At 72.7% G+C, this 20,887-nt stretch carries 20 protein-coding genes; 12 read left to right on the plus strand and 8 right to left on the minus strand.

Going from position 1 to position 20,887, the window contains the following annotated elements:
- Nucleotides 1-52 precede the first annotated feature (52 nt).
- Nucleotides 53-994, plus strand: coding sequence for an NAD-dependent epimerase/dehydratase family protein (locus tag AC060L_RS31710; protein ID WP_483802419.1), 942 nt, complete (start codon nt 53-55; stop codon nt 992-994).
- A 53-nt stretch (nt 995-1,047) separates the two neighbouring features.
- Here the strand turns inward: AC060L_RS31710 and AC060L_RS31715 are convergent, their stop codons facing one another.
- Nucleotides 1,048-3,336, minus strand: coding sequence for an MMPL family transporter (locus tag AC060L_RS31715; protein WP_483802420.1), 2,289 nt, complete (start codon nt 3,334-3,336; stop codon nt 1,048-1,050).
- A gap of 121 nt (nt 3,337-3,457) precedes the next feature.
- Here AC060L_RS31715 and AC060L_RS31720 point away from each other — a divergent pair, with 121 nt between their 5' ends.
- On the plus strand, nt 3,458-4,087 hold the full coding sequence (locus AC060L_RS31720) for a TetR family transcriptional regulator (protein WP_483802421.1): 630 nt from the start codon (nt 3,458-3,460) through the stop codon (nt 4,085-4,087).
- Between the two features lie 40 nt (nt 4,088-4,127).
- On the opposite strand, the gene AC060L_RS31725 is transcribed toward AC060L_RS31720, so the two are convergent.
- A complete protein-coding gene (locus tag AC060L_RS31725; RefSeq protein ID WP_483802422.1) occupies nt 4,128-4,937 on the minus strand; it encodes an isocitrate lyase/PEP mutase family protein in 810 nt (269 codons plus the stop codon).
- A gap of 361 nt (nt 4,938-5,298) precedes the next feature.
- Between AC060L_RS31725 and AC060L_RS31730 the strand changes: the two genes are divergently transcribed.
- The 6 genes from AC060L_RS31730 to AC060L_RS31755 all read left to right on the plus strand — a co-directional run bounded on the left by AC060L_RS31730 (nt 5,299) and on the right by AC060L_RS31755 (nt 11,890).
- Nucleotides 5,299-5,424 carry a hypothetical protein gene (locus AC060L_RS31730; protein WP_483802423.1) on the plus strand — a complete coding sequence of 42 codons (126 nt, stop codon included), beginning with the start codon at nt 5,299-5,301 and terminating at the stop codon, nt 5,422-5,424.
- Between the two features lie 96 nt (nt 5,425-5,520).
- Nucleotides 5,521-7,098 (plus strand): glycosyltransferase, encoded by a 1,578-nt coding sequence (locus AC060L_RS31735; RefSeq protein ID WP_483802424.1) that lies wholly within the window; start codon nt 5,521-5,523, stop codon nt 7,096-7,098.
- On the plus strand, nt 7,085-8,383 hold the full coding sequence (locus AC060L_RS31740; RefSeq protein ID WP_483802425.1) for an MbnB/TglH/ChrH family RiPP precursor modification enzyme: 1,299 nt from the start codon (nt 7,085-7,087) through the stop codon (nt 8,381-8,383). The genes AC060L_RS31735 and AC060L_RS31740 overlap by 14 nt, the downstream gene beginning before the upstream one ends.
- A gap of 34 nt (nt 8,384-8,417) precedes the next feature.
- Entirely contained in the window at nt 8,418-9,305 is an 888-nt protein-coding gene (locus AC060L_RS31745; RefSeq protein ID WP_483802426.1) for a phytanoyl-CoA dioxygenase family protein, read from the plus strand.
- 10 nt (nt 9,306-9,315) lie between these two features.
- Entirely contained in the window at nt 9,316-10,596 is a 1,281-nt protein-coding gene (locus AC060L_RS31750) for an MFS transporter (protein ID WP_483802427.1), read from the plus strand.
- Between the two features lie 70 nt (nt 10,597-10,666).
- Nucleotides 10,667-11,890 carry an asparagine synthase-related protein gene (locus AC060L_RS31755; protein ID WP_483802428.1) on the plus strand — a complete coding sequence of 408 codons (1,224 nt, stop codon included), beginning with the start codon at nt 10,667-10,669 and terminating at the stop codon, nt 11,888-11,890.
- An 11-nt stretch (nt 11,891-11,901) separates the two neighbouring features.
- On the opposite strand, the gene AC060L_RS31760 is transcribed toward AC060L_RS31755, so the two are convergent.
- The 4 genes from AC060L_RS31760 to AC060L_RS31775 form a co-directional block, all read right to left on the minus strand.
- Nucleotides 11,902-12,630, minus strand: coding sequence for a GNAT family N-acetyltransferase (locus AC060L_RS31760; RefSeq protein WP_483802429.1), 729 nt, complete (start codon nt 12,628-12,630; stop codon nt 11,902-11,904).
- Nucleotides 12,631-12,673: 43 nt separating this feature from the next.
- Entirely contained in the window at nt 12,674-13,696 is a 1,023-nt protein-coding gene (locus tag AC060L_RS31765; protein WP_483802430.1) for a transporter substrate-binding domain-containing protein, read from the minus strand.
- A gap of 103 nt (nt 13,697-13,799) precedes the next feature.
- A complete protein-coding gene (locus AC060L_RS31770; RefSeq protein ID WP_483802431.1) occupies nt 13,800-14,762 on the minus strand; it encodes an amino acid ABC transporter permease in 963 nt (320 codons plus the stop codon).
- 161 nt (nt 14,763-14,923) lie between these two features.
- Nucleotides 14,924-15,163, minus strand: coding sequence for a hypothetical protein (locus AC060L_RS31775; RefSeq protein WP_483802432.1), 240 nt, complete (start codon nt 15,161-15,163; stop codon nt 14,924-14,926).
- A 169-nt stretch (nt 15,164-15,332) separates the two neighbouring features.
- Between AC060L_RS31775 and AC060L_RS31780 the strand changes: the two genes are divergently transcribed.
- The 3 genes from AC060L_RS31780 (at nt 15,333) to AC060L_RS31790 (ending at nt 18,192) form a co-directional block, all read left to right on the plus strand.
- Nucleotides 15,333-15,461, plus strand: coding sequence for a putative leader peptide (locus AC060L_RS31780; protein ID WP_483802433.1), 129 nt, complete (start codon nt 15,333-15,335; stop codon nt 15,459-15,461).
- Nucleotides 15,462-15,578: 117 nt separating this feature from the next.
- Nucleotides 15,579-16,814, plus strand: coding sequence for an LLM class flavin-dependent oxidoreductase (locus AC060L_RS31785; RefSeq protein ID WP_483802434.1), 1,236 nt, complete (start codon nt 15,579-15,581; stop codon nt 16,812-16,814).
- Between the two features lie 22 nt (nt 16,815-16,836).
- The gene (locus AC060L_RS31790) at nt 16,837-18,192 is read left to right on the plus strand and encodes an NtaA/DmoA family FMN-dependent monooxygenase (protein ID WP_483802435.1); all 1,356 of its coding nucleotides are present in this window, start codon (nt 16,837-16,839) and stop codon (nt 18,190-18,192) included.
- A gap of 37 nt (nt 18,193-18,229) precedes the next feature.
- Here the strand turns inward: AC060L_RS31790 and AC060L_RS31795 are convergent, their stop codons facing one another.
- Nucleotides 18,230-18,925: a response regulator transcription factor gene (locus AC060L_RS31795; protein ID WP_483802436.1), complete on the minus strand. Its 696-nt coding sequence runs from the start codon at nt 18,923-18,925 to the stop codon at nt 18,230-18,232.
- A complete protein-coding gene (locus tag AC060L_RS31800; protein WP_483802437.1) occupies nt 18,922-20,202 on the minus strand; it encodes a sensor histidine kinase in 1,281 nt (426 codons plus the stop codon). The genes AC060L_RS31795 and AC060L_RS31800 overlap by 4 nt, the downstream gene beginning before the upstream one ends.
- A gap of 141 nt (nt 20,203-20,343) precedes the next feature.
- On the opposite strand from AC060L_RS31800, the gene AC060L_RS31805 reads away from it, so the two are divergent.
- Complete coding sequence (locus tag AC060L_RS31805; protein WP_483802438.1) at nt 20,344-20,781, plus strand: DUF4190 domain-containing protein; 438 nt, start codon at nt 20,344-20,346, stop codon at nt 20,779-20,781.
- Nucleotides 20,782-20,887: the final 106 nt, after the last annotated feature.

Below are 20,887 nucleotides of genomic sequence, written 5' to 3' on the forward strand. Positions count from 1 at the left end.
GACAGTGCCTCCGTTGCCCGGCTGCGCGGTGCTCTCGCGCTAATGTGCGCAGGTGAACCTTCATGTCGTCATAGGCTCCGGGCCCGCCGGGGCCGCCACCGCCCGACTGCTGGTCGAACAGGGCCACTCGGTACGGGTCGTCACCAGATCGGCCCGCAGCCCGCAGCCCGGGATCGAGCACGTCGCGCTGGACGCGGCGGACAGCGGGCAGTTGACCGAGGCCGTGCGGGGCGCGGTCGCGATCTACGGCTGCGCCGCGCCGCTCTACCACCGCTGGGTGACCGAATGGCCGCCGCTGGCCGCCTCGCTCTGTACGGCGGCCGAGGCGAGCGGGGCCGTGCTGGTCATGCTGGGCAACCTGTACGGCTACGGACCGGTGGACGGTCCGCTCACCGAGCAGCTGCCGCTCGCGGCGACCGGCCCCAAGGGGCGGGTGCGGGCGGCCGGTTGGGAGCGGGCGGCGAGGCTGACCGAGCTGGGGCGGATCAGGGCGGTGGAAGTCCGGGCCTCCGACTTCTTCGGGCCCGGCGTCACGGATGCCGGCCACCTGGCCGCGCGGGTGATGCCACGGCTGCTGCGCGGCAAGCCGGTCTCCGTGCTCGGCGATCCGGATGCCCCGCACAGCTGGAGCTATCTGCCCGACGTGGCCAGGGCGCTGGTCGAGGTCGCGGGCGAGGAACGGGCCTGGGGGCGGGCCTGGCACGTGCCGACCGCGCCGGCGCTGCCGATCCGGGAGATGGTGAACCGCCTTGCCGCACAGGCGCGGACGGCGCCGGTCGCGGTGCGCCGGGTGCCGCCGGCGCTGCTGGGCCTGTCGGCGCTCTTCTCCCCGCTGAACCGCGAACTGAAGGAGATCCTTTACCAGTTCGACCGGCCGTTCGTCCTCGACTCCAGCGCGTACGAAGCGGAGTTCGCCCTCCGGGCCACGCCGCTCGACGAGCAGGTCGAGGCGACGGTCGAGTGGTGGCGGGCGCGACTGGGCACTGCTGGGTGACGGCCGAAGGGCCGGCCCCGCCGATCGCGGGGCCGGCCCGAGCCGTGCCGGACTCAGCCCACCGGATGGTCGCTGCGTCGGCTCCGGTGGCTGTCGAGGTCGTGGACGTCCGCATCCGCCGAGTGCGATGCCCGCGCGTGCTCCAGCCGCTCGCCCTCGATGTCGAGGTTCGGCAGCAGCCGGGCCAGCCACGCCGGCAGCCACCAGGCCGCGTGCCGGGTGAGCGCGAGCACGGCCGGCACGAAGGTCATCCGGATCACGAACGCGTCGATCAGCACTCCGACGGCCAGCGCGAACGCGATCTGCTTAAGCATCACGCTGTCCGAGCCGAGGAACGAGGCGAAGACGGAGATCATGATCAGCGCCGCGGCGGTGACCACCCGCCCGCTGTGCCGCGCACCGCTGTGCACGGCGCCGAGCGGCTCCCTGGTGCGGACGTACGCCTCGCGCATCCGGGAGACCAGGAACACCTCGTAGTCCATCGCGAGCCCGAACAGCACCGCGAGCAGCAGGATCGGCAGGAAGCTGCTGACCGGACCGGCCGTGTCGACGCCGATCAGCCCCGAGAGGTGGCCCAGCTGGAACACGCTCACCACGGCGCCCAGCGTCGCGGCGATCGAGAGCAGGAACCCCGCGGCGGCCTTGAGCGGGACGACGATCGAGCGGAAGACCAGCAACAGCAGGAGCAGCGAGAGCCCGACCACGACGGCGGCGAACGGGATCAGCGCGGAGTTGAGCTTCGCCGCGACGTCGATGCTCACGGCGGTGCTGCCGGTGACCTGGACGGTGGCGCCGGTCTGCTGCCGCAGTGCGTCCCGGTCGCCGCGGATCGTGTTGACCAGCGTCCTGGTCGCCTGGTCGCTGGGGCCGCTGTCCGGGATCACCTGGATCAGCGCGGTGTGGGTGGCCGGGTTGACGGCCGGCTTGCCGACGGCCGCGACATCCGGCAGGCCGTGCAGCGCGGTGGCCAACTGCTGGGCGGTGGCAGTGGGATCGGCGCTCTGGCCGGTGTCGGCCAGCACCAGCAGCGGGCCGTTGAAGCCGGGGCCGAACTCCTGGCTGATCCGGTCGTAGGCGAGTCGCTGGGAGGAGGCGGCGGGCGCGGTGGCGTTGTCGGGCAGCGCAAGCCGCAGGCTGTGCGCGGGCCAGGCGAGGGCGCCGACGGCGGCGACCACCGCGATCAGGGTGAGCAGCGGGCGGCGGGTGACCAGCCGGAACCACCGCTCGGCGGCGTTCGCGGGCTTGCCCGCTGCGCCCGAGCTGCCCGGGTGGCCCGCTGCGTCCTGGTGACCCGCGCCCACGGCCTGCTCGCGGCGCATCGCGCGGGAGCCCGGCTTGGGTGTCAGCCGCGTCCCGGCGAAGCCGAGGATCGCGGGCAGCAGCGTGATCGCGACCAGCACCCCGGTCAGCACCGCCCCGGCGGCGGCCAGCCCCATCGCGGTCAGGAACGGGACGCCGATGACGGTGAGTCCGGCCATCGCGATCACGACGGTCAGCCCGGCGAACACCACCGCGCTGCCCGCCGTGCCGACCGCCAGCGCGGCCGACTCCTGCGGGTCCATGCCGTGCGCGAGCTGGGAGCGGTGCCGGCTGACGATGAAGAGCGCGTAGTCGATGCCGACCGCCAGTCCGATCATCAGCGCCAGGCTCTGGGCGGTCGAGGATATCGACGTCACCCCGGTCAGCGAGAGCAGGCCGAAGATCGCGGTGGCGACGCCGAAGATCGCGGTGACCATCGGCATCCCGGCGGTGAGCAGCGAACCGAAGGTCAGCGTCAGGATGAGCAGCGCGACGCCGACGCCGATCAGGTCGCTGTTGGACTTCGACGGCGCGTTGCCGAACGCGGCGCCGCCGACCTGCACCTGCATCCCGCCGTGGTCGGCGCCGGCGACGGCGGACTTCAGCGCGTCGAGCGCGTCGGGCTGCAGTGCGCTCTGCGGGACCTCGTACTGCACCTGCGCGACGGCGGTGCTGCCGTCGGGGGAGACGGTGTGGGTCGCGAAGGGGCTGATCACCTTGGCGACCTGCGGCGCTGTCTGGGCGGCCGCGAGGGTGGCGGTGACGGCCGCGGTGTCGGCGGGGTCGGTCACCTTCTGGCCGGCCGGTGCGGTGAAGACGAGTTGCGCGCTGGTGCCGGCGGAGGAGGGGAAGTCGGTCTTCATCCGGTCGATCGCCTGCTGCGACTCCGAGCCCGGGATGGTGAAGGTGTTGTCGAGCTTGCCGGTGCCGCCGAAGGCGACCATGCAGGCCACGACGCCCGCGACCACCGCCAGCCAGAGCGCCAGTACGCGTCGCCGGTGGCGGAAGGCGAGGCTCCCGAGGCGGTGCAGGAAGGTGGGCATGGGGGCTCCGTGTTTCCGCTGGTCCGCCAACCGGGGAAGTTGGCAGTCCTGCCAGATTAGCAATATGGCAGGACTGCCAACTTCTTCAGGGGGTGAGAAAAGGGGGTGAGATACTCCAACGGTGGAGACCGCAACAGAACCGGGGCGCAGGGAACAGAACAGGCAGCGCACCCACCAGGCGCTGATCCAGGCCGCGGCGCAGCTGTTCCAGGAGAACGGCTACGAGGCGACCACGGTGCGCGACATCGCCGCGGCCGCGGGGGTGGGGGAGCGGACGTTCTTCCGCTACTTCCCGTCCAAGGAGAGCCTGGTCCTCCAGCAGGCCCGCGACCTGGTGCCGCTCGTCCGGGACGAGGTCCGGGCCCGACCGGCGGCGGAGCCGCCGCTCGCCGCGCTGCGCAACGCCGTGCTCGCACTCTCCCGGGGCGACGTCTCGACGATCCTGCTGGCCGGGCCGCGGCCGCTGGTCGCCAATCCGCCCGGCCGCGGCGACCGGCTGCTGCTCTTCGACATGGAGGAGTCGGTGGCGGACGCCTTCCTGGACCGGCTGGCCGCGGCCGGCGCCGATGCCGCGGACATCGACACCGTGCTCCGCGCGGCCGTGCTGGCGCGGGCCGGCGTGGGGGTGCTGCGCGCGATCCGGCTCACCTACGCCCGGCTGCCGGAATCGGAGCGCAGGTCGCTGGACCTCGCCGAGTTCGCCGACAAGGCCTTCGCGGTCCTCATCGACCAGCCCGCGCCCGCGAGTTGAGAAAGCACGGCCGCGCGGTGGTGGGCCGTTGGGTACCGGCTCAGCCGGCGAACAGGCCGTTCAGCCGGCCGTAGTCCAGCCCGTCTTCCAGTGCGCCGTACGTGCCGGTCGCGTAGATCTCCCGGGCGGCGCGCTCGACCGCCGCGTACGCCGCCTTGGCCAGACCGGGGCCGAGGCTGATCCGGGCCACGCCGAGCGCGGCCAGCTCGGCGATGGTCGGGCTGCCCGGCCCGGCCAGCACGTTCAGCGGCGCGGGGATCGCCTCGACCAGGGCCGCGATGGTCGCGGCGTCCGCGACGCCGGGCACGAAGACGCCGTCCGCACCCGCCGCGATGAAGGCGCGGGCCCGCGACACCGTCTCGTCGAACCGCCCGGCCGGTTCGCCGTGGCCGTAGAGGAAGACGTCCGTACGGGCGTTCAGGAAGAGCGGCACCCCTGCGGCGTCGGCCGCGGCCCGCGCCGCGGCGACCCGCTCGGCCGCCTCGGGGGTCGGGCGCAGCGCGTCCTCCAGGTTCATCCCGACGGCGCCGGTGGCCAGCAGCGCGGTGACCGTCTCGCCCACCTCGGCCGCCGTCCGCCCGAAGCCGCCCTCCAGGTCGGCGCTGACCGGGAGTTGTACCGCGTTCGCGATCAGCGCGGTCTGGGCGAGCGCTCGCTCCCGGCTCAGCCGCTCGCCGTCCGGCACGCCGAGCGTCCAGCTGACGCTGGCGCTGGCGGTGGCGATCGCCGCGGCTCCGCTCTGCTCCACCAGCCGGGCGCCGACGGCGTCCCAGACGTTGGCGAGCACCAAGGGCGTGTCGCTGTGGTGCAACTTGTGAAGGAGCTGGGCCTTTTCCTGCTGGCTCGTCATGGTGAAGTCCTGTCGCAGCGATCGGAGTGTGCCGGCGAGGTGTGCCGGTGGGCTTGCGCCCGCCCGGAGACCGGGTCGTGTGATCAACCGTAGTGGCCCGGTGGCCCACCGCGCAGGTGCATTCGGCGGCCGGGATCATGGGCCACTTCGACCCGGCAAGTCCGCCCAATCAGCGGCATTCGGCGCCAGTCGGAACAAATCGCCCGAGGGAAATGGCGACCGATTGCCGCGCCACACATACCGGGCCGGGAAATGTGGAACGTGTGCATATTCTGATGCCCGGTCAGTTTCACCCTTGACATGATCGGGTGGCCGGTGTGACGGTTGTAGGCATCCGCACAAACAACCCGAAGGAGCAATCATGCAGTTCGAGACCGTCGCGCTCGAGGACATCATCGAGGAGATGCAGGCGCTGCCGCAGATGTTCATCAGCAAGGGCGTTTGTGACGACGTCGTCAACTCCGGCGCCGCTCCAGAGAGCCTCTAGTATTCCTTGTGCCCGCAGAGCTCGACTCTGCGGGCACAATCTTTCCTCATGTCGGGCACGGGAGAGCGGGCGGTCCGGGTAGTGCGAGTATTAGCCGTGTGCAAGTTTCCACCGCTGCAGGGCGGTGTGAGCGTGGACGCACTGCGCGTCTGCCAGGGGCTGGCCGAGCGGGGGCACGAGGTCACGGTGGTGACCGACGCGCTGAGTGCCACACCCGCCGAACGTGTCAACGAGGGGCTCGCCGAGCTCCGTGCCCACCTGCACCCGCGCGTGCGGGTGCGGTACGCGGAGACGGCCGGGTTCTTCTACCGGCGCCACCCGATGTCGCGGCCCGCGGTCAGCCAGCTGGTCGGACTCGGCCTGGCCGAGGCGGCTGAGCAGCCGTTCGACGTCATCTGGTCGAACTTCCTGGAGCCGTACGGAGTCGCGGCCCACCAACTGCACTGCCTGACCGGGACCCGGCTGGTCCTCGGGCACTCGGGCAGCGACGTGGGCCGGCTGATGGGCGCCCGCGACCCGCAGTTCCTCTACCACGAGCTGCTCGCGCGGTACCCCGTCATCAGCACCCAGGGGCACATTGCGCACTGGCGCCTGCTGGGGCGCGAGGTCGGCAACCTGCTGGCCCCGCCGATCCCGGTCGCGCCCTGGCTGGACGCGCCGCTCGGCCTCGATGCCCCGCTCGGCCTCGACGCCCCGCTCGGCCTCGACTCGCAGCCGGACGCGGAGCAGCCGACGGACGGCCCGCCGCGGGTCCTGGTGATCGGCAAGCGCGCCTGGGTGAGCCCCGAGGTGCTGGCGGCCGCGGCGCGCGGCGCGATCGAGCTCACCGTTGTGAACGGCACGCCCCTCCCGCCGGAGCAGGCCCCCTTCCTCACCCAGCTGCCCTACGTCTGGCCCTGGCAGGTGCCCGGGCTCATGCGGGCGCACGACCTGGTCAACCTCGTGCGCGACGGCGACAAGCAGATCGACGGCCACATGTCGATGCTCGGCATCGAGGCGATGTCCGCCGGCGTGGCCGTCTCCTGCACCCCCGACCTGGCCGAGAACTACCGGTTCCCGGCCGACGTGCTCGCCCCGCTCGGCGAGGTCCTCGACGGCTTGCTGTCGCGCGCCCGGCTGGCCGGCCTCGGCCGCAGCGGGCGAGCCTGGCTGAAGTCCGTGGTCGACGGCGGTGGGCACCTGGTGTCGAACGACGCCTATCTGGACTGGCACGAGGACGTTTTCCGCGGAAACACCCCGGCCGCGCTGGACGTGAACGAGATCGCGCTTGTCGACGGCCTGCGGGACGAACACGTCGCGGCGACTCCCGGTGCGCATTCCCCTGATTTCTACGTCCGGGACAGCGGCGGTGAAACGGAACCGGGAATGCTGATAACCCGGCGCGGGACGATATCCTGGTGGCGTGCCGCGGAAAAGGTCCACCTGCTGTTGCACGGCGCCGGACTCCAACGCCGTCAGTGGGTCGTCGACGACGTCGTGCTGAATCTGCTCGAAATGGCGACCGGCCGGCCGTACGAGGAGATCCGTGACGAACTCCGCCCGGTGATGCCGGACGAGTTCTTCGAGAAGCTCGTGCACCGGCTGCGATTCCACGGACTCCTGGCGCTGCACCGTGACGAGGAGCCGGTCGAATCGGTCCCGGAGCTCGCGGAGATCGCGTATGCCGACGCCTGAGGTCACGCTCGGGCCGGCGGCCGGAGCCCTCGGCGTCGGTCTCTCCTACCGGAGCTGGTTCGCCGACGCCCTGCGCACCGGGCGGCTGCACGCCGACCACCTGGAGGTCGCGGTCGAGGCCGCCGTGTTCGACGGCGCGCCGCTGCACGAGCTGCTCCGGCTGCGACTGCCCGTCATCCTGCACACCATCTCCTACTCCCCGGCATCCGGCACGGCGCCCGCTCGCGCGCAGACGGTCGCGGACATCAGGACACTGGCCGCTCGACTCCCGGTCGAATGGTGCGGCGAGCACCTGGCCACCACCGCGCTCGACGGTCACCATCTGCGCGACCTGGTCGGAGCCGAGCCGGGTGCGGCCGCGGAGCAGGCCCTGGTCCGCGGGCTCGCCGCGTTCCGGCGGGAGGCGGGCCTGCCCTGCGTCGCGGAGTACGCCGTGCTGCCCGACGCACCCCAGGACCCGGCCGGGCACGGCCGGTTCATCCGCCGGGTGCTGGAGCGGACGGGCTGCGGGTTCCTGCTCGACCTGCACAACGTGTTCGCGAACGCGCTCAACTGGGGCGTTCCCGCCGAGGTGCTGCTGGATCGGCTGCCGCTCGAGTACGCCGTTCAGGTGCACCTCTCGGGCGGGCGCTGGCACGAGGGCGTCTACCACGACTCGCACGACCGGCCCGTCCCGGACGAGGTCTGGCGGCTGCTGGAGCGCACGCTGCGCCGGGTCCGGCCACAGGCGATCACCATCGAGCGGGACGACGAGCAGTGCGATCTCGACCTCCTAGCGGCGGAGCTCGGACGAGCGCGCACGCTGCTCGCGGACTGCTCGGCGCCGGCCGCCCGCCTCCCGGAGCCGACTGAGGCGACCGAGCCGGTTGCGTTCGCTGAGGCGACCCCGGCCGTCCGGGCCGAGCGCACCCGTTCGCAGGATGCCGCCGACCAGCACGGGACCGTCCGCCGCGCCTGGGAGCTGCGGCTCTCCCCGATGCTGCGCCGAGCGCTGCCGCTGAGCTGGAACGGCATCTGCGCCCGGCTGGAGTCCGACTGGCTGCACGTCATGGAGCTGACCGACGGCGCCACCGCGCTGCCCGACCTGATCGACCGGCTGACCCCGAGTGCGCGGGAGGCGCTGCCGGCCGCCGAGTTCTGGCGCTGGGAGGCGGACCGCGCGTTCGCCGTACTGCCGTACGCGGGCGCGCCGGGCACCGCCGTCCGGCTGCGGACCCCGGGCGGCGAGCTGGCCGTCTCGCTCGACGAGAGCGGCAAGCGGATCATCACCCGCGTGAACCGGTAACTCCCCTGACAGCAAGGCTTGGAGGCGCAAGGCCATGCAGGAACCGCGCGAACTGCTCACCGGGGACGGCTACATCGCCCCGAGGCAGCTGCTGACCCCCGGCGAGCTGGACGCCATGCGCGAGGCCGTCCGCCGGCTGGAGCTGCCGCCCACCGAGATCGACATCAGCGAGCACGCGAGCGGCGGATACGCCACCAAGGGCTACGGCTACAGCCAAGTGCGGCCGGGAGTGGCGGCGTTGCGCCTGGTGCACGCCGTCTGGCGGCAAGCGCCCACCACGGCGGCCCTGATGGGGCACCCGGAGCTGCTGGCCACGGCGATGGACATCCTCGGCGAGCCGTTCCTCGCCTGGGGTCTCGATCTGGCCGTCAAACGCGCCGGCGACCAGCGCGGTCTGTGGTGGCACCGCGATCCCCAGGACGTCAGCACCGGCCTGCCGTGGCCCGGTTCGGGCGCCTCGCTGCTGGCCGGGATCTACCTCGACGATGCGAGCGCCGACGCCGGCTGCCTGCGGGTGATGCCCGGCTCATGGGACCGGCGGGTCACTCTGACTCCCGAGCAACTCGGCGACTTCGCCCTCGAATCCGCCGTGTCCGTACCGGCCAGGGCCGGTGACGTGGTGTGGCACCGGGGCGATCTGCTGCACGCCTCCGGGCCCAACCCCTCGGCCGAGGACCGGCAGACGATCTACCTGCCGTTCCGTCCGGTCCGCACACTCGTCGCGGCGGGCATCGACGCGGGAGTGCTCCGCCAGCACGCCCGCCTGATGCTCAAGGCGGCCTCGCTCTTCCCGCAGCCGCTGCGCGCGGAGATCCGTGCGGAGTTGGAGCGGCTCGCCCAGCCGCAGCCGCAGCCGCAGGCGCAAGCACAGCCGCAAGCACAGCCGCAGCCGCAGCCCGCGCCGACGGTGGCGGGAAGGTAGACCGACCACGATGCCACGCTCCCTGCACCGTACGACGCCGCGCCCGACGACCCGCCCGGCGCCGAGGCGGCCGCTGCTCCCCGGCGGGCGGAGCTTCGCGCTGCTGCTCGCCGGGGTGTGCACGTCGTCCGCGGGCGATGCGGCCTTCCAGACCGCGCTGCTGTGGAGCGTGCTCCGAAGTACCCGCTCCGGCGCGTCCCTCGGCGCGATCACGGCGACCGGGCTGATCGTGCTGCTGGTCGCGGCGCCGTTCAGCGGAGTGCTGCTGGACCGGTCCGACCGGCGCGCGGTGATGATCACCACCGACCTGCTGCGGCTCGGCGCGCTGCTCGGCTTCGCGGCCGTGAGCTCGGCGGCACCGCCGCTGTGGGCGGCGATCGCCTGCTACGCCGTGATCTCGCTGGGCGGCGCGTTCTTCACCCCCGGGATCGCCACGCTCTGGCAGGAGTTGCTCCCGCAGGAGGACCGGGTCCGCGGCCGGTCCGCGATCACCACCGGCCAGAAGCTCGCCGCCATGCTCGGCGCCGCGGCCGGCGGCTCGCTGGTGGCGGCCGTCGGGCTGCGCGCGGTCACGCTCGCCGACGCGGCGACGTTCGGCGTCTCGGCGGCGGCGCTCGCCGGCGCGGGCGCCATCGGCCGGACCCGCCGCACCGGTGCGCGGCGCGGGGTGCTGCAGGACCTGCGTGGCGGGGCCGACATCCTGCGGAACACGCCGGCGCTGCGCCTGACGGTCTCGATCGCGCTGGTCTCCAACCTGGCGACCGCGCTCTTCGCCGTCTCCATCCCACTGATCGCCTTCGCGCTGCCACATGCGGGCGGGAGCGGCTACGGCCTCATGCAGGCCGGCTACCAGGGCGGGATGGTGGCGGCCGGACTGCTGCTGACCCTGCTGGGCCGGCGGTGGACGCCCGGCCGGAGCAGACGCTGGCTGGTCGGCACGCTGCTCGCCCTGGCCGTCACGTACGGGCTGCTCGCCGCAGCCACCGGCACGCTCACCGCCTGCGCGGTCACGGTGCTGGCCGGGATCGCGCTGATCGCGACCTCCTCGGTGGCCGACGCGGCGCTGATGGACGCGGTGCCACCGGATTTCGCGGGCCGCATCTTCGGTCTCGTCGTCACCCTCGGCGGCGTGCTGAAACCTGCCGGGCAGGCGCTGGGCGGCTGGCTCGCCGACGTCGGATCCGCCCGGTTCGCGCCGCTGGCCGCGGGGTTGGTCCTGCTGGCGGTGGCAGCCGCGGCGGCCGTCACGCGCTTGTCCGCCGGTACGCCGCAGCCCGACGACGCAGGCTGATCCGCACGCCACCTCCCCGGCGGCGCCTCCCCAGGAGTCGCCCGGCAATCCCCAGGAAAGAGTGGACCGCTTGCTTCCCGGACACCTCCACTGCGGCTGCGAACTGCTGGTGCTGCCGAGCTCGCAGGCACTGATCATCGGCCGCCACGGCACGCCCGCGGCGGACGTCCCCGCGCTGCTCGCCACGCAGGCCGCCGGCCCCGCAGAACTCCCGGAGCCGCCGGAGCTGCCAGAGCTGCCAGAGCTACTGGAGCTACCCGAGGGCCACCCGGCCGCCGGCCAGGCGCTGTTCGCGCTGCCCGGGCGGGGAGTCCTCACCTCCTCGCTGCGGGCACTGGGCCAGTGGCTGCCCGACTGGACCGCCCAGCCGCAGCGCGACCACCCGCAGGCGTTCGGCTGGAACCAGCCGTTCGCCTGCGGCGTGCGCGAGGCGGTCGCGGCCGGCCCGGCGGCGGCGCTGAGCCTGCCGCCCCGCGAGGGCGAACCGACCGCGGCCATGCTGGAGGAGCGGCTCTGTGCGGCGCTCGCCCGCCGCTGCGCCGACGGCACGGCGCTGCTGCTCCTCTCCGGCGGCGTGGACTCGACGGTCCTGCTCTGGTGCTGCCGCCGGGCCGGCATCGACGTGCGCTGCCTCTGCCTCTACGAACACCCCACGGCCACCGAGGACTTGCAGCACGCAGCTGCGGTCTGCGCCGAACTCGAGGTCCCGCTGACGGCGGTCGACACGAGCCGGACCGATTGGCCCGCGGGAATCAGCCGACTGCAGCGGCTGCTTGAGGATCCGCGCCCCGAACTGCTCTCACTGGTACCCGCGTTCCAGGCCACCCTGGCCCACGGCCGCCCCGGCGACTGCCTGCTGATCGGCGAACCGGCCGACGCCCTGTTCGGCGCGACCGCGGACCTGCGAACCGGCGAGCCGACCGAGCGCCGGCTCTCGCTCCGCGCCGCGTACAGCCTGGCGGTCGAACTGCCCTGGCAGCAAAGGGCCTACGGAGCGGTCGCCGAATCGGCCGGCCTGGCCCACAGCCTGGCCTACGCGGAACCCGAACCGCTCTCCCTGCTGCTGGCCGCCCGCTGGCCCCGACTGCGCGCCACCGGCCAGGACAAGCTCCTGCTCAAGCAGATCCTGCTCGACTCGGGACACCCGAGCCTCGCGGCCGTCGCCCGCCGCCCGAAGCTGGGCCTGCCCTCGGCCGGCCGGCGCGGGCTGCGGGAGTTCCTCGACGCGCAGGGTCTGGAGTCCGTCCAGGACCTCGCCTGGCGCTGCTACGCCGAGGCCATGGCGACGGCGTAGCAGGGCAGGAGCTAGGCCGCCGGGGTGTGGACCAGGCGGAAGACCGTGGTCCGGCGCAGGGTGAAGCCGATGGCCTCGTAGAGCCGGATGGCTTCGGTGTTCGTGGCGGAGGCGTGCAGGAAGGGCGTGTCCCCGCGTTCCCTGATGCCCGCCGCGACCGCGCGGACCAGCCTGGTGCCCAGGCCCCGGCCGCGGTGTTCCGGGTCGGTGCAGACCGCGCTGATCTCCGTCCAGCCGGGCGGGCGCAGCCGCTCACCGGCCATGGCGATCAGCCGGCCGCCGTGCCTGATGCCGAGGTAGTCGCCGAGTGCGATGGTCCGGGGCAGGAACGGGCCCGGCCTGGTGCGGGCGATCAGGTCGAGGATCTCGGGCACGTCGTCCGGGCCGAGTCGCACTGCCTCCGGGGCGGGTTCGGCGCGCAGCGCGGTGTCGACCAGCTGGACGCCCTGGATCGAGTCCCCGGTCCGCCACCCGTCCGGCACGTCGAACGCTCCGGGGACCACAGTGGGCGAGTCCGGTCCGAGCAGCGTGGCGAGGTCGGCCCAGGCGCGCGGATCGGCCGGATCGGCGAGAGCGGTGAACGGGGAGACGTCCACCGGGTAGCGGGCGGCCCGGCCGACGCGCTCGGCGAGCCGGGAGTGCGGACCGGTGAGCGCGGCCCAGACGGGGTTGTCGAGCACGTGCGGCGCGGCTGCGCCGGGCGGCCGGGTCGGGTGGTGGTGGACGCTGGTGCTGCACATGGGGTCGCGGATCTCCTTGCCTCGGAGGAGGATTGACGTGGCATCACGAATTGCTGAGCGGCAGACCGGGTGGATTGACCTGCGAGCTGCTGACGGCCTCGTTGGACAGGTTCCAGGCGGCCAGCCACTGCGCGTACTGCCCGTGCTCGATCAGGTAGTTGATCGCGTCCGCGATCGGCTTGGCCAAGCCGCTGTCCTTCTTCGTGGCCGCGCCGATCAGCCCCTGGAGCGTCGCGCCGGCTCCGGAGAACTTGCCGGCGTTGCGCGTCGGGTTGGTGGTCGCCGCGTCCTGCGTGATGTGGTACGAAATGCCGGGGTTGGGACCGAAGTAGGCATCGATCTTACCGCCGGCCAGCGCGAGGTAGACGGCGTTGTTGTCGGGGAAGTACTTGACGGTCAGGTCCTTGCCCGCCGCCCTGAGCTCGGACTGCCACTCCAGCAGGATCTTCTCCTGGTTGGTTCCGGAGCCGACCGCGACCGTCTTGCCGGCCAGGCTCCGGTAGTCGCCGTCGAAGTTCCAGTTGCTGGTCTTGAGCACCTCGAACGCCAGGTTGTCCTGGCGGTAGGAGGCGAAGTCGTACTTCTTCTTGCGCTCCTCGGTGTCGGTGATGTTGGAGAAGCCGACATCGGTCCTGCCGCTGTCGATGCCGACGAAGAGGTTCTCCCAGGTGGCGTTGGACACCACCGGCTTGAGGCCGAGGACCGCCGCCACCAGTCGGCCGAAGTCGGGCTCGGCGCCGGTCAGGGTCTGCTGGTCGCTGCCGACGTACGCCAGCGGTGCGAAGCCGGCGGGCAGTGCTCCGACTCCGATGGCCAGCTTGCCGCTGCTGAGCACCGGCTGCGGCAACTCGGCGCGGATCGCGGCCACTTCGGAGACCTTGAGATCGGCCTGCCGGCCGGCGCCGTTGGACACCGCGGCCACGGTGACAACGCCGGGTGGCGCCTTGTCGGTGCCTGTGGCGGTCGAGCCGGCGTCGCTCCCGCATGCGGCGAGACCGAGGGCCAAGGCGGTGACGGTGGCGGTGGCGGAGAGGCGGCGGATGGCACTGGTGCGCAAGCCGGGCATGGTTGTCCTCGATCGTTCGATGTGCGGGAGCGGGTGACGGGATGTGGGCGTGGGTACGGGCACCAGGGAAGTGGGCAGTGGGCACTGGGCAGCGGGTAGTGATTCAGCGGACCTTGCTCGGGGCCTGCGGCGCACGCAGCGCGCCACGCGCGTAGTGGCGCTCCACGTAGAACTGGGCGACCGAGACCACGCTGGTGAGGATCACGTACCAGACGGTTGCGACCAGCAGCAGCGGCACGATGTCGCCGGGATAGGTGCTGCCCATGCTCTGCACCGAGCCGAACAGGTCGAGCAGCGAGACGTAGAAGACCAGCGAGGTGCCCTTCACGAGGCCGATCAGCTGGTTGACGTAGGACGGGACGATGGCCCGCAGCGCCTGGGGGAAGACGATCCGGGTGAACTGGTGGCGCCTGGGCAGTCCGAGGGCGGCGGCCGCTTCGTGCTGGCCCTGATCGACCGAGAGGATGCCGGCCCGCACCACCTCGGCAGCGTAGGCGGCTTCGTTCAGGCTGAGTCCGACGACCGCCACCACCATGTCGGTGGCCAGCCTCGATTCGTCGAAGTGCACGAAGGCGGGGCCGAACGGCACTCCGAGGCTCAAACTGTGGTACAGCGCACTGAAGTTGTAGAGGAACAGCAGTACCACGATCAGCGGCACCGAGCGGAACAGCCAGATGTAGACCCAACTGCAGGCCCGCAGAACCGGGTTCCGGGACTGGCGGCCCAGTGCGAGCAGGATGCCGCCGAGCAGTCCGAGGACGGCGCTGTAGGCCGTCACCTCCAGCGTGACGAGCAGTCCGTGCAGGATCACCGGGCGGGCGAACCAGTACTGGAACCGGTCCCACTGGTAGAACCGGTTGGTCACCAGCCCGTGCGAGATCTGGGCGGCCAGCACCAGGACGACCGCGGTGCCGATCCAGCGGCCCGGGCGGCGGCGCGGAACGACGTGCGCCCAGCCTGCGGCCGCGAGTGCGGCGGGTGCGGTGGCTGCCGCGGCGCGTTCGGGTCCGGCAGGTTCGGTGGGTTCGGCGCCCAACGGCGCGGCGGGGAGGAGGGATTCACTCATCGGGGACTCCAGTGAACTCCCGCGCTCCGCCCGCCGCGTGGTCGCGGTACGGCGGAGCGAAGGCACCCGGGGCGTGGCACAGCACGCCGCACCGGGCGGGATGGACGGAAGCGGGATGGACGGGAGCGGAACGCCGCGAACGGCGTTGCGTCAGGAAGCCGTCAGCCCAGACAGAGGGCGCCGGCCCGCGCACTGCGGGCGGCCGTACAGAGCGCGCTGCTGACCCGGAGCAGGTCGATGTGGCGGTTCAGGTACGGCAGGGCGCGGCAATGACGCCGACAGACCGCCGTCCCCGCACCTGCGTACATCGCCGCCACCGTGACCATTCCGCCCCGCAGGGCCTCGCGCTGACCGAACGTGCGTCGGCCGGCCGTCACCTGGGACCTGTCGCCGACACTCATGACCGTTCTGCGCCGGACAGTAGGCCCCGGTCAGGACTCGCGTCAACGCCTGCCTGCCAGAGTGTGAGACGGCCACCGCGCCTGCCTGAACAGGATTGTGTCCGACCCTGATGCCGGGTTACGGTGCTGGCAGGTCATGAGTGTCACAGGCTCATGAATGTCACAGGTCATGAGTGTCAGTGGGGAGGTGGCGACAGTGCGGGCACACGTTGGGCCCTCCACCGCGTACTCGCGGCGCCACATCGACCTGCAGCGCGTCGCCGCCGCACTCTGTCCGGCGTGCCGGCACCTCGTCTAGCGCTGCCTGGTTCCCGCCGCACCGCCTCGCCTGGCCCACCCCATCTCGCCGAGTCTCCACCCGTCCCCCGGACGGTCGTTGACGCGATTCGGCACGCCCACAGGGAGCAGTACGCCCATGCCCGGACCCGTACCCGGAGCCACACCCGACCACCTCCACCTGGCCGTCGCCCTCGACGGCGCCGGCTGGCATCCCGCGGCCTGGCGCGAGCCCGGCGCCCGCCCCGGTGAACTGCTGACCGCGTCCTACTGGTCCGACCTGGTCGCCGAGGCCGAGCGCGGCCTGCTGGACCTGGTGACCATCGAGGACTCGCTGAGCCTGCAGTCCTCCCGCCGGACCGAGCCGGACGAGCGAACCGACCAGGTCAGGGGGCGGCTGGACGCCGTGCTGATCGCCGCCCGGGTGGCGCCGCTGACCCGGCACATCGGGCTGGTGCCGACCGCCGTGGTCACCCACACCGAACCGTTCCACGTCTCCAAGGCGATCGCGACGCTCGACTACGTCAGCACCGGCCGGGCCGGGGTCCGGGTGAAGGCGTCCGCCCGCACCGACGAGGCCGCGCACTTCGGCCGCCGGACCGTGCCACCGCTGCGGATCGGGGAACCGGCCTCGGCGGCCCAACAGGCCCTGTTCCAGGAGCTCTTCGACGAGACCGGTGACTACGTCGAGGTGCTGCGGCGGCTCTGGGACAGCTGGGAGGACGACGCGGAGATCCGCGACACCGCCACCGGCCGCTTCATCGACCGCGGCAAGTTGCACTACATCGACTTCGAGGGCGCCAAGTTCAGCGTGCGGGGCCCGTCCATCACACCGCGCCCGCCGCAGGGCCAGCCCGTGGTCGCCGCGCTGGCGCACGACACCGGGTCGTACCGGCTGATCGCCCGCTCGGCCGATCTCGGCTTCGTCACCCCGCGGGACGCCGAACACGCCCGGTCGATCGTCGGCGAGATCCGGACCGAGCAGGCCGCGGCCGACCGCGCCGACGAGACGGTGCACGTCTTCGGTGACCTGCTGGTCTTCCTCGACGCCGACCCCGGCGCCGCCGCCGAGCGCCGCGCCCGGCTGGACCAGAGCGCCGGTAGCGCCGGTGCCGAAGTCCCCGGCGACGCCCGGGTCTTCACCGGGACGCCTGCCCAGCTCGCCGATCTGCTGCAGGAGTGGCAGCAGGCCGGTCTCAGCGGATTCCGACTGCGGCCCGCCGCCCTGCCGCACGACCTGGAGCAGATCACCCGCCACCTGGTGCCCGAGCTCCAGCGCCGCGACGCCTTCCGCACCGCCTACCGGGCGGACACCCTGCGCGGGCTGCTCGGTCTGCCCCGACCCGCCAACCGCTACGCCGCCGCAGCCCGCTGAACCGGAAGGACCGTACGAGCCGATGAGCAAGCCGCTCAAGCAGATCCACCTCGCCGCGCACTTCCCCGGGGTGAACAACACCACCGTCTGGAGCGACCCCGAGGCGGGCAGCCACGTCGAGTTCAGCTCGTTCGCGCACTTCGCGCGGACCGCCGAGCGGGCCAAGTTCGACTTCCTTTTTCTCGCCGAAGGACTACGGCTGCGTGAACAGGGCGGTGAGATATACGACTTGGACGTCGTCGGCCGGCCCGACACCTTCACCGTGCTGGCCGCGCTCGCCGCCGTCACCGAACGCCTCGGCCTGACCGGCACGATCAACTCCACCTTCAACGAGCCGTACGAGGTGGCCCGCCAGTTCGCCAGTCTCGACCACCTGTCGGGCGGCCGCGCCGCCTGGAACGTCGTCACCTCCTGGGACGCCTTCACCGGCGAGAACTTCCGCCGCGGCGGCTTCCTCCCACAGGCCGAGCGCTACTCGCGGGCGAAGGAGTTCCTCGGCACCGCAACGGAGTTGTTCGACTCGTGGCAGGGCGACGAGATCGTCGCCGACCAGGCGTCCGGCAGCTTCCTGCGGGACGCGCGGGCCGGCGCCTTCGTCCACCAGGGTCAGCATTTCGACATCGCCGGCCGGTTCAACGTGCCGCGCAGTCCGCAGGGCCGCCCGGTGATCTTCCAGGCCGGCGACTCCGACGAGGGCCGCGAGTTCGCCGCCTCCAGCGCGGACGCGATCTTCAGCCGCTACAGCACCCTCGCGGAGGGCCGCGCCTTCTACACGGACGTCAAGGACCGCCTCGCCCGTTACGGCCGCAGCCACGACCAGCTGCTGATCCTGCCCGCCGCGACCTTCGTGCTCGGCGACACGGATGCCGAGGCGCGCGAACTGGCCCGCGAGGTGCGGCGCCAGCAGGTCAGCGGCGCCACCGCGATCAAGCACCTCGAGTTCGTCTGGAACCGCGACCTCTCCGCCTACGACCCGGACGGCCCGCTCCCCGAGGTGGACCCGGACCCCGGCGAGCACGCCATCGCGCAGGGCCGCGCCCAGGTGCGGATGTACCGCGACCCGGTGGCCACCGCCCGGGAGTGGCGCGAGCTCGCCGCCGCGAACAAGTGGTCGATCCGGGACCTGGTCATCGAGACCGGCAACCGGCAGTCCTTCGTCGGCTCCCCGGCCACCGTGGCGCAGACCATCGACGCCTTCGTCCAGCAGGACGCGAGCGACGGCTTCATCCTCGTCCCGCACATCACGCCGGGCGGGCTGGACGCCTTCGCCGACACCGTGGTCCCGCTGCTCCAGGAGCGCGGCGTCTTCCGCGCGGACTACGAGGGCACCACCCTGCGCGACCACCTCGGCCTGGCCCACCCCGACGCCAAAGGCTGACGCCACGCACTGAGACCACGCACTGGGGCGGGCCGGGTCAGCCGGTGAAGCCCGGCACCACCAGGCCGGACTCGTACGCGATCACCACCGCGTGGGTCCGGTTCTGCGCGCCGAGCTTGAGGAGCACGTTGCCGACGTGCGTCTTCACCGTCTCCAGGCTCACCCTGAGCGTCTCCGCGATCTCCGGGTTGGACAGGCCGGTGGCCATCAGGCGCAGCACCTCCTCCTCCCGCCCCGTCAACGCGGCCTTCGGCAGCGCCTCGGCGCAGGCCAGCGGACGGGCGGCGACCATGCGGCGCAGGGCCGCCGGGAAGAGGATCGCCTCGCCGGCCGCCACCACCCGCACCGCCTCGGCGATCTGCCGGACCGGCAGGCGCTTGAGCACGAATCCGCTGGCCCCCGCGCCGAGCGCGGCGGTGACGTAGTCGTCGTTCTCGAAGGTGGTGATCACCACGACCTTCGGCGGCTCGGCCGAGTCGGCCAGCAGCTGCCGGGTGGCCTCGATCCCGTTGCGGCGCGGCATCCGCACGTCCATCAGGACCACGTCGGGCCGCAGCCGGCGTGCCTGCTCGACCGCCTCGACGCCGTCGGCGGCCTCGCCGACCACCGCGAGCCCCGGCTGTACCGAGAGCAGGGTGCGCAGGCCGCTGCGGGTGACCTCGTCGTCGTCCGCGATCAGGAGGGTGATCGGGGCGGCGGCGGAGCTGGGCTCGCCCGCGTCGGGGCCGATCACGCCGACAACCGTGCCGGCAGCCGGACCGCCAGCCGCCAGTGCTGCGAACCGTCCGGGCCGGCCTCGATCTCACCGTGCAGCAGCCGCACCCGCTCGGCCAGCCCGGGCAGACCGTGGCCGGAGGTCGGGAAACCACCTGTCCCCGTCTTCGTGCCGGTCCGGTTGACCACACTGAGCTCCAGCCCGTCCGACCCGGCCACCACCCGGACCTCGATCGGACCGCCCGCGCCGTGCCGCAGCGCGTTCGTCAGCCCCTCCTGCAGGATCCGGTACGCCGCCCGGGAGAGCGTCCCCTGCACCTGCGCCAACTCGCCCGACAGCTCCGGCTCCAGCACGGCGCCCGCGTGCCGCAGCCGGTCCAGCAGCTCGGGCAGGTCGGCCAGGGTCCGGGTCGGCGCCGCCCCCGCCTGCTCCTCGCGCAGCACACCGAGCACGTAGTCCAGGTCCTCCAGCGCCGCCCGGGTCGACTCCTCGATGCTGCGCATGGCGGCCCGCGCGGCGACCGGGTCGGCGGCGAGCACCTCGCCGGCCACCGCGGCCTGGATCGTGGCCGCCGTCAGCGTGTGCCCGATCGAGTCGTGCAACTCGTGGGCCAGTCGGTTGCGTTCGGCCAGCAGCAGCTCACGCTCGGCCGCCAGCGCGAGCAGTTCGGCCGACGACGGCCCCAACAGCCGTGGCGCCAGCCAACGCAGAGCGCTCGTCACCAGCGCGCAGACGGCCGCCGCCAGCAGCAGACAGGCGAGCGCTGTCACCCAGGTCCAGCCACCCGCAGGCCGTACCGACCAGCCGAACAGACTCACCCGCGCCTCGCCGCCGAGCAGGCCCCCGGGCAGGGTCACGCCCGCGACCACCAGCACGACGGTCAGCAGACCCGCCGTCCACCCCAGGGCCACGTGCAGCAGCAGCCAGAGCGGCGTCCGCCAGCGGTCGGTGCCGGACGGCGCGGCGGAGGCCGGGGCGGCGGAGGCTGAGCTGCCGCCGGGCGGGCTCGCGGGCCGGCGGCGGGTCACCGGATCCGGCAGCGGCACCCCCAGCAGCCGACGGGCGGCCGCGATCAGCGCCCGCCGCGTGAGGGGGACGAGCCCGACCAGGCCGAGCAGTGCCGCCCAGATCGCCAGGGTCACGACGGCCTGCACCGCATAGGGCGCCGAGCGCAGGGCCAGTGCCGGTGCGATCGCGAAAGGCAGCAGCGGAAAGCTCACCAAGGCGCCGCAATAGGCGAACAGCACACCCGAGTACGTGGAGCCGCGCAGCAGCGGCCGGATTCCCCTGATCATGATCGACAGTATGGCCGGGCAGCTCAGCGGCGGCCTCCCCCGATCGGGGGAGCGGTTTCTCCCGCCTTTCCGCGATGTGCGGCCGAGGGTCCGAACGTCAGGATCGTGTCCCATCCAATCGAATTGACGGGAGAACGGCTGATGAACACCCAGGAGACCTACGCCCCACGTCCGCAGGCCGCCGGCCTCGACCGCGGCATCGGGTTTGACCCCGGCCCCGGCCGTGGCATCGACACCGGCGCCGGCCGGCAGGATCCGGCCGGCGGGAACCGCCTGGCCGACACCGCCGCCGAACTGGGCCTCGGCAGCCTGATCGGCTCGCTCTTCCTGATCGGGGGTCTGCTCGGCGGCGTCGGGCTGATCCTGGGCCTCGTCGCCCTGCGGAGGTCCGGGCGGACCGGCGCCGGCCGGCGCCGCGCCATCGCCGCGCTGGTGATGTCGTCGCTCGCGATCGCGGTGTCCGCCCTGGTCGTCGTCTTCCTGGTCTGGTATGCCCACCGGACGCAGAGCTGCTACCAGTTCAACCACATCGGGCAGTACGAGCGGTGCGTCGGCCGGCAGTTCTTCGGGACCCACTGACCTGCCCCGACTCGGCCCCGATGACTGCTATCGGTGCCTGATCGCACACCCTCCGTGCGCCTCGCCGGCCGAATCGCGCCGAGGAGCGGGAAGGCTGACGATCGAC

This window comes from Kitasatospora sp. NEAU-69 (assembly GCF_057158765.1).